Here is a 15,273-nt window from a genome sequence, read left to right as displayed (position 1 = left end):
GTTACGCCCGCGCGCGTGGAGGAGCCACGCCGACCTGCGGGAAACCGCTACGGCTTGAGCGTGCCCTGACGCAGCGCCGTGCCCAGGCGGTGCACGGCCTCGACGGCGAACTTCGCGGCCTCCGGGTCCGTGGGCGGGAGGATGCCGTGGCCCAGGTTGAAGATGTGCCCCGTGGGGCCCGCGCGCAGGAGGATGTCCTTCACGCGGCCCTCCAGCTCGTCGCGCGGCAGGAACAGGTGCAGGGGGTCCAGGTTGCCCTGCACCGCGACGTCCGGGCCCAGCACCTTGCGGCCCTCGTCCATGGGCAGCGTCCAGTCCAGGCCCACCACGTCCGCGCCCGTGCGCTTGAGCAGCGGCAGGTGCGTGGACATGCCCACGCCGAAGACGATGACGGGCACGCCCGTGGCCTTCAGCTCGGACACCATGCGCGTCAGGTACGGCAGACAGAAGCGCTCGTAGTCCCACGGCGACAGCTCGCCGCCCCACGAGTCGAAGATTTGAACGATGCTCGCCCCCGCCTCGACCTGCATCTTGAGGTACGGGATGAGCGTGTCGGTGAGCTTGCCGAACAGGCGGTGCGCCAGCTCCGGCTGCTCGAACATCAGCCGCTTGATGAGGATGTAGCTCTTGGAGCCGCCGCCCTCCACCATGTACGCGGCCAGCGTGAAGGGCGCGCCCGCGAAGCCGATGACGGGCACCGAGTCGTTGAGCGCCTTGCGCGTGCGGCGGATGGCCTCCGCCACGAAGCCCGTGCCCTCCACGGGGTCCGGCACGCCCAGCCTGTCGATGTCCGCCGCGGTGCGCACGGGCGTCGGGAAGTGCGGCCCCTTGTCCCCCAGCTCCAGGTGGATGCCCATGGCCTCCACGGGGATGAGGATGTCAGAGAAGATGATGGCCGCGTCCACGCCCAGCCGCGTCACCGGCTGCACGGTGACTTCGGCGGCCAGGTCCGGGTGCTTGCACAGGTCCAGGAAGGCGATGTTGCCGCGGATGGCCCGGTACTCGGGCAGGTAGCGGCCGGCCTGGCGCATGAGCCACACGGGCGTGGTGTCGGTGGGCTGGCGGCGCGCGGCGCGGAGGAGTCGGTCGTTCACTTCGGGCTCTCGGTCAGTCGGTGCACAGCTTGGAGGTCGACATCGCCAACAACGGCGGACAGAAGCGGAGGAAAGGCGGCCCCTTCACGGAGCGCTGCTCCCACGCCACGGGCACCTGCACGGGGCCCTCCTCCGTCTTCAGCTCCGGGACGAAAAGCAGGCGGTTGGGGCCGCCCTCCCAGGAGAACTTCCCCGGGCCGTCCTCTCGCACGAGCTTGTACTCGAAGACCCCGCCCTCGGGCAGCGACAGAGTGACGGCGCCGGCTTCCGGGCGCAGCGAGCGCTCGGGCTTCCAGCCTCCCAGCTCCGGGCCTCCGCCCACCACCCTCACCGCCGCGTCTCCCGTCTGGAGCACCACGGTGCGTCGAGGCCCCTCCCCCTTCCACCCGGTCCGAGCCATCTCCACCAGCGCCGCGTGGCCGCCCGGCGTGGCCGCCTTGAGCCGCACCAGCGACACCTCGCCCGGCTTCACCTCGACGTGCCAATAGGCCGACTCCGCGAGCCGCCCCAGCATGGAGCGCTTTCCCGTCAGCGGCTCGATGCCGTGCCCATCCCCGAGCCCCGAGGGCAGGAACGCGACACGCCGCTCGGTTCCGGAGTTGATGCCGACGAAGAACGCGTCATCCGGCGTCACGCGGACGTAGGCGAAGAAGTCCTCCCGGGCGGCGAGCACCATCGTCTCGCCACGCTGGAGGGCCTCACTGCCTCGACGCGCTTCCAACAACCGGGCAATCCACGCGCGCAGCGGATGGTCCGCGGTGAAGCGCATGTCGCCCCGGTTCTCCGGCTCCTTCGCGCCAGTGAGCCCCTCTTCGATGCCATACGTCAGCGCCGGCACGCCGCGCGCCGTAAGCTGCACCGCGAGCGCCCGCTTCACCTTCTCCACATCCCCGCCACACTCGCTCATCACCCGGGGCAGGTCGTGGTTGTCCAGGAGCGTCACCAGCGACTGGGGAGAAGGCTGGAACCGGTCGTTGAACAGGATGGCGCCCAGGTGCGAAGGAGAGCGCCCCCGGCAGAAGACATCCACCAGCGCGAAGGCCAGCGGGAAGTCGAACATCGTCCCGAAGCGGCCCTCCTTCATCACCCGCGCCAGCAGCACCGGGTCGCCGTCGAGCAGCTCGCCCAGCAGCAGGAAGTCCTTGCCCGCGTGCGCGCGCAGGTCATCGTTGTAGCGGGCCCAGAAGTCCATGGGCAGGTGCTTGACGGCGTCCAGCCGGAAGCCCGCGGGCTTCACCGCGTCCACCCACTTCAGCGAGTGCGAGAGCAGGTGCTGGTAGACCTCCTCCTGCTCCACCGCCAGGTCCGGCAGCCCGTGCACGTCGCGCATCACCAGCTCGCGCGAGTCGTTCCAGTTCTCGATGGGCCCCAGCCCGTGGAACCACGTCGGCTGCTCGCGCGTGAGCCGCGTCTCCGGCCCCACGTGGTTGAGCACCACGTCCAGCACCAGCCGCATGTCGCGGCGGCGAAGCTCCGCGGACAGCTCCTTCAGCAGGGCCTCGTCACCGAAGCGCGGCTCCACCCGGCCGAAGTCCTCCACCCAGTAGCCGTGGAAGGCGCCGTACCCGTAGAACTTGTCGGTCCGCATCTGGAAGACGGGTGAAAGCCACACCGTGCGGACACCGAGCGCCTTGAGCCCGTCCAGTCGGTCGATGACGCCACGCAGGTCTCCGCCGTGAAAGGCCTGCGCGTCCTTCGCATCCACCACCCCGTCGTTCTTCACGTCCCCGTTGGCGAAGCGGTCCACCATCACGAAGTAGATGGCGTCGCCTTCCGGCGGCGCCCACTGGCCCCGGTACGGCTGGGGCGCGGGCTTGGGCGGAGGAGGCGGCTCGGTGGGCGTGCTCGTGCCCGGCTCGATGCCCTCTCCGGCCGGCGCCGACAGGCCGGGCACCAGCCCCGGGCCACCGTCCGTGGACGGCACCAGCATGGGCGAGGCGAGGAACGAGTCGAACAGCGCGCCCGCCTGTCCCGCAATCTGCCGGGCCACCTCCAGCTGCGCGTCATCCTCGCGCTGCTGGTCGAACTGGAGCGCGGCGCCGTAGTCCGCCGAGTCGCTCGTGGCCTCCAGCGCGGACGTGGCGCGGTTGGCCGTGGTCTTCACGTACACGTCCCACGAGAAGCGCCCGCCCACCTGCCCGAAGAACGTCACCCGCGTCTCCACCAGGAGCAGCAGTGGCGCGTCCCCGGCGCGGGCCTTGAGCATCGCGAAGCGGCGCTGCGTGTCCGTCACCTTCGCGAACTCGGCGGCGTACTCGTCGTAGGGAACCTCGCGCGCCTGGAGGTTTCTCTTGGCCAGCACCTCCGCCACGCGCTGACGCACGCCCTCCGGCACGTTGGACACCGCGCCGCGCCGCGCGTCGTCGCGGATGTACGCCACCGCCACCACCGTCCCTTCCGGCGCCAGCACCGGAGGCCCCTGCCGCTTCAGACAGCCCGAGGCCGCCAGCGCGAGGACGAGGCACCACAACCACCGCTGTCTCAGAACCATCCTTCGGCCTCGATGGCGACCACCGAGTGCCAGTGGCGCTCGGGGCCGACGTACTGGTTGTACTGGTTCAGGCTGTCCACGAACGAGTTGCCGAACGCCGCGTGCTGCGACGAGTACTGCAAGCCGTACAGCAGCCGCAGGCTGGGGCGCGCGTAGATGCCGCGGCCGGTGGGGTTGAGCACCACGCCCACCTTGCCCTGCCACGTGTCGCGCGTGTCGCTGTCGCCGAACTCCAGGCCGCGCGCGTCGGGGATGCCGCGCGTGCTGGTGAACACCGAGTCCACGTGGTTGCGGTACGCGTTGCCGTTCTGGCTCTTCTCGCGCGCGATGCTCGTCTCCATCAGGAGGTGCACGCGCTCGGTGAGGAAGTACTGCAGCCGCACCACCGTGGACGCGATGATGCGGTCGTCGTCGCCCGGCTTGATGGCGTTGTCGTTGTTGTAGGCGTAGCCCAGCCACACGCCCCACAGCGCCTCGAGCTTGTCGGGGATGAGCTTGATGTACGCCTCGTTGCCGAGCGACGCCTCGTAGCGCTCGTCGGTCTGGTCCGCGATGAACACCGTCCAGTCGCGGTTGCGGTAGCGCTCCGTGTAGCCCTGCTCCGGGTGCTTCTTCTCGAACGTGAGGTAGAGGTTGTCCCAGATGAGCGGCCCCAGCCCGCCGAAGCCCACGTAGCCGATGGCGCGGTAGGACAGCGCGCTCCTGGGCGCCAGGTCCGGCACCAGGTAGTCCTCCAGGCCCGGGTTGGCCTCGAAGTAGCGCTGCACCACCTCCCGGCGCACGTAGTCCTCGTAGTTGACGTACTCCGAGCGGTAGAGCGCGTTGCGGTTGCCCCGCACCTTGGGCTCGTAGCCCAGCTGGCCGCGCAGGCCGACCTCCAGGTGCCCGGGAATCAGCCGGTAGCGGAAGGACGCGGCGCCGGTGAGCACCGTGTTGTACTTCTGGGGCCTGAGCGTGTAGCCGCTGTCACCCACCGCGAGCAGCACGTCGTAGCGGTCGCCCTGGTACGTGCCGGACAGGCCCACCGTGTCCCAGAGCAGCGTCGCCGGGCGCTGGTCGTAGATGTGCAAGTCATTCCAGCGGTCCTCGAGCGTGCCCAGCTGCCACGTCACGCGGTCCAGCAGGATGTTGCCCGCGCGCACGAAGAGGTAGTCGGCGCGGAAGTTGAGGAACGAGCCGTTGCCCGGGTCCGCGGAGCGGAACGAGGTGCCGGAGAAGCGCGAGTGCACCTCCGCCCAGACCTCGTCGGAGCCCGGCGCGGCCTGGAGCACGTCCAGGCGCAGGTTGAGCTCACCGTAGGGGCTCTCGTTGAGGAGCCGGCCGTAGAGCCAGTAGTAGCCCAGCTGGCCGGAGCCGCCCGAGAAGTCCGGGCGGGTCATGATGCGGAAGTAGCCCGCGGCGCCGAAGCGGTCCCTCGTGGCGTCGGCCAGGGTGACGAGCGGGATGAGGAGCAACAGGAGGGCGCCGAGGCGCGCTGGCAGGACTCGCATGGACGGGCCCCGCTTATAGCGCACCTCGCCTGCCTGCCCCTACTCCGCGCGCAGGACGACGATGGTCCGCTCCGGCACCCCGTAGGTCGCCCCCGTCACCGGGGACGGCGCGTCCAGCCACGAGTTGCCCGTGGCCCTCGGGTCCAGGCCCGTGGCGGACAGGTACTCGGGGCTGTCGAAGTACGCCTGCGTGTCGATGAGCCGCTTCCACTGACGCCCGGGCGGCAGGGTGAACTCCACCGCGCGCGGCTCCATGTTGATGAGCACCACCAGCTCCGGGCCGTGCGTCGTGTCCGGGTAGTGCATCATCAGCTGCTTGGTGTCCCAGCCCACCTCCTCGCTGTTCTGTGCGCTCTTCCACACCAGCGGCGAGCCCTTCTCGTAGTCGGGCGGCGCGAAGGCGTAGGCGTGCTCCTTGCGCAGGCGGATGGCGGCCTTGACGAACTCGTACATCCGGTGGCGCTCGTCGCGCGCGAGGTACGCGCCCCACTGGTACCAGTTGAAGGGGTTGTCCGCGCGCGTGGAGTAGGCGTTGTTGTTGCCCAGCTGCGTGCGCATCCACTCGTCGCCGCCGAGAATCATCGGCGTGCCGTGGCTGACCATCATCGCCATGAAGGCGTTGCGCATCATCTGCCGGCGCATGCTCTCCGCGCGCGCGTCGCCGATGGGGCCCCAGTTGCGAGAGCGGTTGTGGTCCTCGCCGCTGACCTTGTCGCAGAAGGGGCTGTTGGGCGTGTCGCAGCACACCGGGTTCAGCGGGCCGCACTTGTTCTGCTTCACCTCGTAGGCGAACAGGTCGTAGAGCGTGAAGCCGTCGTGCACGGTGATGAAGTTCATCGAGTGGTACGGCCGGCGCCCGTTGCGCACGTACCACTCCTTGCTGCCGTACATCAGGAACGCGCCGTCCGCGGAGCCGGGGCGCCCGCACAGCGAGCCCTCGTTGGAGTTGAGCTTCCAGTCGTCGCGGTTGATGAACGCGCGCCACCAGTCGCGGAAGCGGCCGTTCCACTCGTACCAGCCGTTGCCCGGCTGGGTGAGCGAGTTGGGGAACTCGCCCATCGGCATGCAGTACCAGCCGCCCGCGCTCCACGGCTCCGCGATGATGCGGGTGTTGTACTTCTGGAGCACCGGGTCGTCGATGATCTCCTGCAGCACCGTGTTCTTCGGGTCGTCCCAGCGGTTGTAGTCCTGGTCTCTCTCGCCGAGGATGGGCGCCAGGTCGAAGCGGAAGCCGTCCACGTGCAGCTCTTCGACGTAGAAGCGCAGGCTGTCGATGATGAGCTTGCGCATGGGGCGGTGGTTGGGCCGCGTCTGGTTTCCCACGCCCGTGTTGTTCCAGTACGTGCGCCGGTCGCCGTTGAGCCCGTAGTACGCCTGGTTGTCGATGCCGCGGAACGAGTACAGGCCCGCGACCTCCGCCGGGTCCAGCGAGTCCAGCGGCTCACCGGGCAGCACGTCGTCGGACTCCAGCTTCTCGCGCCACAGCCCGCCCTCGCCGGTGTGGTTGTAGACGACGTCGACGATGACCTCGATGTCGCGCTTGTGCAGCTCCTCCACCATCCACTTGAACTCGTCGATGACCTGGTGGGGCAGCTTGTGCGCGGCGTAGGAGACCTCCGGCGCGAAGAAGTTGATGGTCTGGTAGCCCCAGTAGCCGCCATCCAGCGGCTTCTCGTGGATGGGGAGCAGCTCCACGGCGGTGATGCCCAGGTCCTTGAAGTAGTCGGCCTTCTCGCCCATGCCCCGGTAGGTGCCCGGGAAGCGCACGCCGCTGGCGGGGTCCGCGGTGAAGCCCTTGGCGTGGACCTCGTAGACGATGAGGTCCTGCCACTTGTGGCCCGCCCACTGCTCGTCCTCGCGGTTGGCGCGGTACTGCCGCTCCAGCTCGCCCCACTGGTAGCCGCTCTGCACCAGCACGCTCTTGGCGGAGGCCGCGTACGTCACCTCGTTGCGCGCGGGGCCACTGGCGGTGCTGCCCTTGCTCCAGTCGTGGTCGCGGTGCAGCGCCTTCGAGTACGGGTCCGTGAGCAGCTTGTTCGGGTTGAAGCGGTTACCATACACGTCCGCGTCCGCGCGGAAGCCGTGGATGGAGCCGGGGAACCAGCGCGGATCGAACTCCCAGTTGGGACCCCAGGCCCTGAAGCCGTAGTGCTGGCCCAGGCCCACGCCCTCCACGTAGACGTTCCACACGTCGCCGTAACGGGTGAGCTGATACGTGCGCGAGGGCGAGTTCACCTCCGGGTCGTCGAACAGGAGCAGCTCGATGCGCGTCGCGTTCTCCGAGTACAGGGCGAAGTTGACCCCCTGATCCACGAAGGTAGCGCCCATGTGCTTCAGGGACTCCACGTCCTCCACCGTGTAGCTCGGGGCACGTGCCTCGCTGTGATACAGCCGGACGTAATCGCTCTCGCTGCACCCGAGGGCGAACAGCAGCGAGACCAGGGTCATGCCCCTCGGAAGGGACCAGCGGGGAGTGCTCATGCGGTGGGGTAGACCTCGACGAACCAGGTGCCGGCTTCCATAACAAGCGACTTCCAGGGCTGACAAGGCGGCCATCCCCGCCCCGTCCCCCTCCAGGCATTGCTACGGACACCGGAAACTTCCGGATGACTTCCGTCGAGAATAACGCACTGCGCCCAACCGGGGAGGTTTGGGGAAAGCGCGAGGCTCCGGGTAATGTGCGCGGCCGTTCTCCCCCCATTTTTCCGAGAGCGTCTTGTCCGAAGTCACCCTGAACGGCATCAAGAAGTCGTTTGGCTCCAACCTCATCGTGAAGGGCGTGGACCTTCAGGTGGGACAGGGCGAGTTCCTGGTCATGGTGGGCCCGTCCGGCTGCGGGAAGACGACGCTCCTGCGGCTCATCGCAGGGCTGGAGCAGGTGGACGCGGGCGAGGTGAGCATCGGCGGCAAGCGGGTCAACGACGTGCCGCCGAGAGACCGCGACGTGGCGATGGTGTTCCAGTCGTACGCGCTCTACCCGCACATGACGGTGCGCGAGAACCTGGCCTTCGGCCTGACGCTGCGCAAGCTCCCCCAGGCGGAGATCGACTCGCGGGTGGCGGAGGTCGCCTCGATGCTGGAATTGGGGCACCTGCTGGAGCGCAAGCCCAAGGCCCTGTCGGGTGGTCAACGTCAGCGCGTGGCCATGGGACGCGCCATCGTCCGGCGGCCCCAGGTGTTCCTCTTCGACGAGCCCCTGTCCAACCTGGACACGGCGCTGCGCGTGCAGATGCGCGGGGAGCTGGCGCGGCTGCACCGCCGGCTGGGCGCGACGATGATCTACGTCACGCACGACCAGGTGGAGGCGATGACGCTGGCCACCCGGGTGGCCGTCTTCAACGGCGGCGTGTTGCAGCAGGTGGGGCCGCCGCTGGAGCTCTACAACCGCCCGGCCAACCGGTTCGTGGCGGGCTTCCTGGGCTCGCCGTCGATGAACTTCCTGGAGGCCCGGCGCGACGGCGGAAGCCTCGTGGGCAAGGGCTTCACCCTGCTGAGTCCTCAGGATCTACCCCAGGGCGGTGAGCGGGTGCTGGTGGGCCTGCGGCCCCAGGACCTGCGCGTGGCGGCGCTGGGGCCCCTGTCCGGGACGGTGGACGCGGTGGAGCGGCTGGGGTTCGACGGTTACGCCTTCGTCACGACGGAGGCGGGGCACGTGGCCGCGCGCTTCGACAAGGGCACCCACGTCTCTGTGGGAGACAAGGTGGCGCTCGCGCCCGTCGCCGACGCGCTGCATGTCTTCAGCGAGGACGGCGCCAAGGCCCTGCGCCACCCCACCCAGCGCGAGACGCTGGAGGTGGCGTCTTGAGGAGACTCTGCGCCCTGGTGCTCCTCGCGGCGGCCTGGTGCGCGCACGCGGCGGAGGGCCCGGCGCCCCTCAAGCTGTGGCACGCGTACCGGGGCGGCGAAGAGACGGCGCTGCTGGAGGCGACGAACCTCTTCACGAAGCAGACGGGCGTGCGGGTGGACCTGCTCGCCCTGCCCTATGACGCGTACGCGGCCAAGCTGACCAACGCCATCCCCCATGGCGCCGGCCCGGACGTCTTCATCTTCAACCACGAGCGGCTGCGCAACTTCCACTCGCAGAACCTGGTGGCGCCCACGGCGGGCGCCTTCCAGCGCGAGGACTACTTCTCCAACACGGTGGAGGCGCTGGAGGTGGATGGCCAGGTGTTCGGCTATCCGATGTCGCTCAAGTCGCTGGCGCTCTACGTCAACACGAAGCTCGTGCCCCGGCCGCCCGCGACGACGGCGGAGCTGCTGGCGCTGTTGCCCACGCTGTCCAACCCCGCGCAAGGGCGCTTCGGCCTGGCGTACGAGAGCGGGGACTTCTACTTCCACGCGCCCTTCCTCTTCGGCTTCGACGGCAAGCTCTTCGACGACACGGGCAAGGCGAGCTTCGACACGCCGGGCATGGCGCGCTCGCTGGCGTTCGTGAAGAAGCTCCAGGACGAGAAGCTGATGCCCCAGGAGGTGAGCGGGGCGCTGGTGAAGACGCTCTTCAACGACGGCCGCGCGGCGATGATCATCAGCGGCCCCTGGTTCGCGGGGGAGATTGCCCCGTCGGTGTCCTACCGCGTGGTGGCGCTGCCCACGGTGAGCGAGACGGGCACGCCCCTGCGTCCCTTCCTCGGCGTGGAGGCCGCGTTCGTCTCGGCCCGCACGGAGCAGGCGCCGCGGGCGCACCAGCTGGCGCGCTTCCTGTCGCTGGGCGAGGCGTCTCGGGTGCGCACCACGGTGGGCCGGCAGATCCCGGCGGACGTGCAGGCATACCAGCTCCAGGCGGTGAAGGACGACACGCTCATCTCCTCGTTCCGCGAGGCGGCGGTGAACGCCACGCCCATGCCCAACACGCTGGAGATGGCCCGGGTGTGGGAGCCGATGAAGCTCACCCTGCGCGCGGTGCTCCAGGGCGGCGCCCAGCCCGAGGACGCGGGCGCGCTGGCGGACCGCCGGTACCGCGCGCTGCACCGCGAGCGTCCCCCCGAGGCCAACCCCGTGCCCTGGCTGGGGCTCGCGGGGGTCATGGCGCTGGGTGGCACCGCGTGGGTGCTGCGCCGGCCCGCGCCGGGGATGACCTTCCGGCAGCGCTACCCGGACGTGGCCCGCGCGGCGAGGTACGTGGCGCCCGCGGCGGTGGGCCTGCTGGTGCTGGTGTTCATCCCGTTCTCGGTGGGCCTGGGCCTGTCGCTGTTCCACCACGACGCGGGCCAGTACACCTTCGTGGGCCTGGCCAACTTCGTCGACATCCTGGCCAGCCGTGGCTACAGCATCACCGAGCCGCTCTCGTTCTACTTCACGCTGGTGGTGACGCTGCTGTGGGCGGCGGTGAACGTGGTGCTGCACGTGAGCATCGGCCTGGGGCTGGCGCTCCTGCTCAAGGACCCGCTGCTCAAGCTGCGCGGCGTGTACCGGGTGCTGCTCATCATCCCGTGGGCGGTGCCCAACTACATCACCGCGCTGATGTGGAAGGGCATGTTCCACCAGCAGTTCGGGGCCATCAACGGGCTGCTCGTGGCGCTGGGGCTGGAGCCGGTGAGCTGGTTCACGCGCTTCTCCACCGCGTTCGCGGCCAACGTGGCCACCAACACGTGGCTGGGCTTCCCCTTCATGATGGTGGTGGCGCTGGGCGCGCTGCAGTCGATTCCCCCGGAGCTCTACGAGGCCGCGGAGGTGGACGGGGCCAGCCGCTGGACGCAGTTCCGGCACATCACCCTGCCGCTGCTCAAGCCCGCCATGCTGCCCGCGGTCATCCTGGGCAGCGTGTGGACGTTCAACATGTTCAACATCATCTACCTGGTGTCCGGAGGCGAGCCGGGCGGCGCCACCGACATCCTGGTCTCCGAGGCGTTCCGCTGGGCCTTCCAGCGCAACGAGCAGTACGGCTTCGCCGCCGCGTACTCGGTGCTCATCTTCGTGGTGCTCCTGGGCTGGTCGGTCTTCACCAAGCGGCTGATGCGCACCGAGGAGGCGGCGTGATGAAGAAGCCCTCGGGCCTGAAGATGGCCTTCATCCACGCCGGGCTGAGCCTGATGTGCATGGTGACGCTCTACCCGGTCCTCTGGGTGGTGAAGATGGCGCTGTCCCCGTCGGACGGCCTGTCGCTCACGGCCAACCCCTTCCCGGACGCGGTGACGTTCGACCACTTCCGCGAGGTGCTGCTGAGCACCGACGTGCAGGGCCGGTGGGTGTTCGGCCGGCAGGTGCTCTCCAGCATCATCGTGTCCGGCGCGACGACGGTGGTGGGGCTGACGCTGGCGGTGACAGCGGCGTACGCGCTGTCGCGCTTCCGCTTCCCGGGGAAGGAGGGCGGCATGCAGGCGCTGCTCATCACCCAGATGTTCCCGGCGACGCTGATGCTGGTGCCCATCTACAGCATCCTGCAGAAGCTGCGGCTGCTCGACAGCCTCACCGGGCTGGTGCTGGTGTACGCCACCACCGCCCTGCCCTTCTGCATCTGGATGTTGAAGGGCTATTTCGACACGCTGCCGCGCGAGCTGGAGGAAGCGGCGGTGATGGACGGGGCCTCGCCCCTCCAGGTGTTCCTCCGTGTGGTGCTGCCGCTGGCCCGGCCCGCGCTGGCCGTGACGGCGCTGTTCTCCTTCATGACGGCGTGGAACGAGTTCGTCCTCGCCGCCACGCTGATAAACGACCCGACCCGCTTCACCCTGCCCGTCGCCCTCCAGCGGTACGTGGGCGAGTACAAGGTGGAGTGGGGCAAGTTCGCCGCCTGCGCGCTCGTGGTGTCCGCGCCGGTCATGGCGTTGTTCTTCGCTCTCCAGAAGCACCTCGTCGGCGGGTTGACCGCCGGCGGCGTCAAGGGGTGATGGCCGATGTCCCGTTGTCTGCGGTCCCTTCTTCTCGTGTTGCCGTTGCTCGCCGTGGCCTGTGGTGATGACAAGGAGGGCAACCAGCCCTCCGAGCAGACCGCGCCCACCGTGAGGGAAATCACCCCCTCGGGCGGTCCCATCGCGGGCAACACGCTCATCAATGTCTACGGGTCCGGCTTCAAGGACGGCGCGAAGCTCTACCTCGGCGAGCAGGAAGCCCTGCGCGTGGTGGTGGTCAACGCGTTCCGCATCTATGGCTACTCGCCCACGGCGACCACCGCCCAGGTGGACGTGCGGGTGGTGAACCCCGACGGCGCCTACGGCGTGCTGGTGAAGGGCTTCACCTACGAGGGTCCGCCGGGCAGGAACATCGACCAGGCGGAGGTCATCAACGGCAACACGGAGGCCGTCAGCGGCGGCCAGCCGGTGGGCGTGCTGGTGCGCGGCGCCATCACCGTGGCGGGCCTGACGCGCGGCGTGGGCCAGGGCGGCGGGGTGCGCGCGCAGGTGGGCTTCGCGCCCGCGGACTCCGCGCTGCTCCAGCAGGACAGCTACACCTGGGAGGAGGCCACGTACGAGGGCGACTCCGACAGCGGCGAGGCGGACATCTACAAGGGCAACGTGCTGCTCCAGCCGGCCATCGGCGGGGAGAGCCGCGAGTGGGTCATCACGATTCGCTTCTCCATCGACGGCGGCACCACGTGGGTGATGGCGGACGGCGACGGCATGGCCAACGGCGTGGCGGAGAACATGCTGCGCCGGGTGTTCATCTCCCGGCCGCGCGTGGACTACTGCAAGCTGGGCCCGGACGGGAACCGCGCCAACCCGGAGCTGTTCTACCGCCCCACGGACACCACGCTGCTCAAGGTGCAGGGCCAGGTGTACGCGGCGGGCATCACCCAGGGCGCCGGCGCGGGCTCGGGGCTGGTGGCGCAGCTGGGCTACGGCCCGGTGGACACCGACCCGCGCGACTCCGCGGCGTGGACGTGGATTCCGGCCGTCTACAAGGCCGAGCACGGCAACAACGACGAGTGGGAGGCGGAGCTGCCCAACCCCGGCACCGAGGGCCAGTACAAGCTCGCCTTCCGCTTCAGCATCAGTGAGAACGCCTGGCGTGTCTGTGACGCGGACGGCGTCAACGACAGCACCGAGGGCGAGCTGACGTTCAGCCTGGCCAAGCTGGGCACGCTCACCGTGGGCACCGAGGCGCCGAAGCCGCCGGTGGGCTGGTGCAAGATTGGCGAGGACCAGAAGGACCCGGAGGTCATCAACTACCAGACCACGCAGACGTCGGGCTTCAAGACCGTCTACGCGCAGGTCTACATGGCAGGGGTGACGGACAAGGTGGGCGCGGGCCCGGGCCTGTCCGGTCAGCTCGGCTGGGGGCCGGCGGGCGAGGACCCGCGCACCTCGCAGCTGTGGAACTGGTCCACGGCACTCGCGTTCAACAAGGACAACTTCCAGGTCAACGACGAGTGGAAGGCCACGCTGCCCAACCCGGGCACCAACGGCGAGTACCGCTACGCGGTGCGCTTCAGCGGCAACGGCGGCCCGGTGCGCGTGTGCGACGGCAACGGCGTGGATGACGGCGGCCAGGAGTTCGAGCTGGACAAGCTGGGCCAGCTCACCGTCACCGGCGAGGTGGTGGTGCCCAAGGTCATCGGCTTCTGCAAGCTGGGCCCTGCGGACAATCAGACCCCGGAGACGGTGACGTACGCGTCGGGCGCCGCGGGCACCCGCAAGGTGCTGGCGCAGGTGTTCGTGCAGGGCGTGACGCAGGGCGCGGGCGCCGGCGCGGGAATCGTGGGGCAGCTGGGCTGGGGCCCCGCCGGTGAGAACCCGGCCACGTCCGCGCAGTGGAACTGGACGACGACGGCCGCCTACAAGGACGAGTCCGGCAACAACGACCAGTTCGAGACCACGCTGCCCAACCCGGGCGCCGAGGGCAGCTATCGCTTCGCCTACCGCTTCAAGGTGAACGACGGCGCGTACCTGCTGTGCGACTCGGACGGCAACAGCGGCGGGGCCACGGGCTTCGACCCGGAGAAGACGGGCACGCTCACCGTGAGCGCGGCGCAGGACATCTCCGTGGGCTGGTGCAAGCTGGGCGGCGAGTCCAACGAGCCTCCCCCCAACGAGGTGTACCAGGTGGGCCAGGCGCCCATCGACATCTACGCCCAGGTCTACATGGAGGGCGTCACTCCGGGCACGGGCGGCGGCGCGGGCATCCAGGGCGAGGTCGGCTACGGCCCGGAGACGGACGAGCCGACGGCGGCGAGCTGGCAGTGGACCACCACGGGGACGAGCTTCAACCGTGAGTCCGGGAACGGAAACAACGACGAGTGGAAGGCCGCGCTGCCCAACCCGGGCACGGTGGGCCGCTACAAGTTCGCCATCCGCTTCAATGTGAATGGCGGCGCGTACCGCTACTGCGACGCGGACGGGCTGGGCAACGGCTTCTCGCTCGAGCAGGCCGGCACGCTGACGGTGCAGGCGCCGGCGGCGGCGGACTTCTGCCGGCTGCAGAGCGTGAGCGGGACGACGGTGGGCAGCGGCGCGGCCGTCACCGTGACGGGCCGGGTGCGCCTGGCGGGCGTCACCAACGGCGCGGGTGCGGGCGCTGGGCTCCAGGTGCAGGTGGGCCTGGGCAACGCGGACGTGGACGCCTCCGCGACTCCCGCGGCCTTCTCCTGGAAGGCCGCGGCGTACGCCCGCGAGGCCGAGGGTGAGGCGGATACCGACGAGTTCTCCACCAGCATCCACCCGGCCTACACGGGCAGCCGTGCGGTCAGCCTGCGCTACTCCACGGACGGTACGGCGTGGACGTACTGCGACAAGGACGGCAGCGACGTGGGCGGGTACACCCCGGGTCAGCAGCACGCCCTCACCGTCGGCAACCACCAGGACATCGAGTACTGCAACCTCCAGTGGCCCTTCTCGGTGACCGTGGGCCCCAACCCCACGACCATCTATGGGCAGGTCTACAAGGCCGGCGTCACGACCGAGAGCGGCGCGGGCGTCGGCCTGGTGGCGCACCTGGGCTACGGCGATGCCCAGCAGGACCCGGGCGTGGGGGGCTGGACCTGGATTGCCGCCCCGTTCCTCAGCGAGGAGGGCGGCGGCAACAACGACCAGTTCTCCGCTGAGCTGCCGGGCAACCTCCCCGCCGGCACCGTCTACGCCTACCGCTACGCCCTCAACGGCGGTTCCTACTGCTTCGGCGACCGGAATGACCGGGATGGCAGCGGCAACGGCTTCCAGGCCGCGGACGTGGGCGTCGTGAGCGCTCCCTAGGCGGATGACTCACCGACCGCACGGGCGATTTCACGCTCCGCGCGGTCGGTGACGGAATGATCAGGGCCTTCGAAACG

Annotated in this window: 8 protein-coding genes; 4 read left to right on the top strand and 4 right to left on the bottom strand. The window is 69.5% G+C overall.

The genetic code is table 11. From position 1 onward, the window contains the following. Positions 1-47: 47 nt before the first annotated feature. The 4 genes from hemE to VZQ01_RS31570 are packed head-to-tail and all read right to left on the bottom strand — an operon-like array spanning position 48 to position 7,523. Positions 48-1,094, bottom strand: coding sequence for a uroporphyrinogen decarboxylase (hemE, locus tag VZQ01_RS31585; RefSeq protein WP_426745494.1), 1,047 nt, complete (start codon positions 1,092-1,094; stop codon positions 48-50). A 13-nt stretch (positions 1,095-1,107) separates the two neighbouring features. After that, positions 1,108-3,585, bottom strand: a complete 2,478-nt coding sequence (locus tag VZQ01_RS31580; protein ID WP_426745492.1) for an alpha-amylase family glycosyl hydrolase — start codon at positions 3,583-3,585, stop codon at positions 1,108-1,110. Beyond that, positions 3,576-5,075: a carbohydrate porin gene (locus VZQ01_RS31575; protein ID WP_223745332.1), complete on the bottom strand. Its 1,500-nt coding sequence runs from the start codon at positions 5,073-5,075 to the stop codon at positions 3,576-3,578. The genes VZQ01_RS31580 and VZQ01_RS31575 overlap by 10 nt, the downstream gene beginning before the upstream one ends. A gap of 39 nt (positions 5,076-5,114) precedes the next feature. Continuing rightward, the gene (locus tag VZQ01_RS31570) at positions 5,115-7,523 is read right to left on the bottom strand and encodes a glycogen debranching protein (protein WP_223745331.1); all 2,409 of its coding nucleotides are present in this window, start codon (positions 7,521-7,523) and stop codon (positions 5,115-5,117) included. A gap of 268 nt (positions 7,524-7,791) precedes the next feature. Here VZQ01_RS31570 and VZQ01_RS31565 point away from each other — a divergent pair, with 268 nt between their 5' ends. The 4 genes from VZQ01_RS31565 to VZQ01_RS31550 are packed head-to-tail and all read left to right on the top strand — an operon-like array spanning position 7,792 to position 15,196. Then, positions 7,792-8,880, top strand: coding sequence for an ABC transporter ATP-binding protein (locus VZQ01_RS31565; protein WP_223745330.1), 1,089 nt, complete (start codon positions 7,792-7,794; stop codon positions 8,878-8,880). Next, the gene (locus VZQ01_RS31560) at positions 8,877-11,051 is read left to right on the top strand and encodes an extracellular solute-binding protein (RefSeq protein WP_426745491.1); all 2,175 of its coding nucleotides are present in this window, start codon (positions 8,877-8,879) and stop codon (positions 11,049-11,051) included. Before VZQ01_RS31565 ends, VZQ01_RS31560 begins: the two co-directional genes overlap by 4 nt. Continuing rightward, a complete protein-coding gene (locus VZQ01_RS31555; RefSeq protein WP_141322919.1) occupies positions 11,051-11,899 on the top strand; it encodes a sugar ABC transporter permease in 849 nt (282 codons plus the stop codon). Before VZQ01_RS31560 ends, VZQ01_RS31555 begins: the two co-directional genes overlap by 1 nt. A 6-nt stretch (positions 11,900-11,905) precedes the next feature. After that, positions 11,906-15,196, top strand: coding sequence for an IPT/TIG domain-containing protein (locus VZQ01_RS31550; RefSeq protein WP_426745490.1), 3,291 nt, complete (start codon positions 11,906-11,908; stop codon positions 15,194-15,196). Positions 15,197-15,273 lie beyond the last annotated feature (77 nt).

Source organism: Myxococcus faecalis (genome assembly GCF_050039385.1).
Lineage (GTDB): Bacteria > Myxococcota > Myxococcia > Myxococcales > Myxococcaceae > Myxococcus > Myxococcus fulvus.
Note: the sequence above shows the minus strand (reverse complement) of the source record. Positions and strands in the feature narration are given on the sequence as shown.